Source organism: Burkholderia sp. Tr-20390, assembly GCF_017104595.1.
In the GTDB taxonomy this organism is placed as follows: Bacteria; Pseudomonadota; Gammaproteobacteria; order Burkholderiales; family Burkholderiaceae; genus Burkholderia.
In genome coordinates, this window is record NZ_JAAGPC010000404.1 from 1 (window position 1) to 1,379 (window position 1,379).

Sequence of the window (1,379 nt, forward strand, 5' to 3'; positions counted from 1 at the left end):
TACGCGGCCCGACGCCTCGAGCGTGTCGGCCGGCGACGAGAGCATCGCGCGCAGCGCATCGAGCGCCGTGCGGATGCGCGGTTCGCCCGCACCGAGGTCGGCGAGTTCGGCGAACAGCGCGGCGGCCGCGTCGGGTTCGCGCGATATCGCGCGCAGCACGTCGAGGCACATCACGTTGCCCGAGCCTTCCCAGATCGAGTTGACGGGCGCCTCGCGGAACAGCCGCGCGATCGGGCCGTCGTCGACGTAGCCGTTGCCGCCGAACACTTCCATCACCTCGCCGGTCAGCTCGACCGCGCGCTTGCACACCCAGAATTTCGCCGCGGGCGTGACGATCCGCTTCCATGCGCGTTCGCGCGGCGAGTCGTCGCGCTCGAACGCGTCGGCGAGACGCATCGACAGCGACAGCGCGGCTTCGCTCTCGAGCGCGAGATCGGCGAGCACGGTGCGCATCAGCGGCTGCTCGGCGAGCGCGCGGCCGAACGCGTGGCGCTGGCGCGTGTACGCGATCGCCTGCACGACGCCCTGACGCAGCATCGCCGCGCTGCCGAGCACGCAGTTCAGCCGCGTGTAGGTGGCCATCTCGATGATGGTCGGGATGCCGCGGCCTTCGTCGCCGAGCATGATGCCCCACGCGTCGTTCAGCTCGATCTCGCTGCTCGAGTTGCTGCGGTTGCCGACCTTGTCCTTCAGCCGCTGGATCTCGACCGCGTTCTTCGTGCCGTCCGGCCGCCAGCGCGGCACGTAGAAGCACGACGGGCTGCCGGCTTCGGTGCGCGCGACGACGAGGTGCGCGTCGCACATCGGCGCCGAGAAAAACCACTTGTGGCCGCGCAGCCGGTATTCGCCGCCGCGGCCGCCCGTGCCGACGGCGGTCGCAAGCGTCGTGTTCGCGCGCACGTCGGAGCCGCCCTGTTTCTCGGTCATGCCCATGCCGAACCAGATCGAACGCTTGTCGGCGACCGGCACGTCGCGCGGATCGTAGTCGTTGCTGTAGAGCTTGTCGCGCAGCAAGTCCCACAGCGCGGGCTCCTTCTGCAGCACGGGAATCGCGGCCTGCGTCATCGTCGCCGGGCACAGCGTGCCGGCCTCGATCTGGCCATGCAGGTAGAAGCCGGCCGCGGTCGCGGCCCAGCGGCCGCGACGCGTGTCGCGGAACGCGAGCGACACGAAGCCTTCGTGGCGGTACTGGCCGAGCAGCGTATGCCACGCCGGGTGGAAGTCGACGCGGTCGACGCGCCGGCCGCGCCGGTCGAAGGTGTGCAGTTCCGGCGTGTGGCGGTTCGCTTCGTCGGCGAGGCGCGCGGTGTCGGCGCTGCCGAGCCGCGCGCCGTAGGCGTCGAGCTGCGGCACGGCCCAGTCGGCGCCCGCGCGGGCGA

1 protein-coding gene is annotated in these 1,379 nt (G+C 71.4%); it reads right to left on the reverse strand.

The features are described 5' to 3' along the window. A partial coding sequence (locus G3N98_RS39245) for an acyl-CoA dehydrogenase family protein (protein ID WP_206151121.1) occupies window positions 1-1,379 on the reverse strand: 1,379 nt, incomplete at both ends.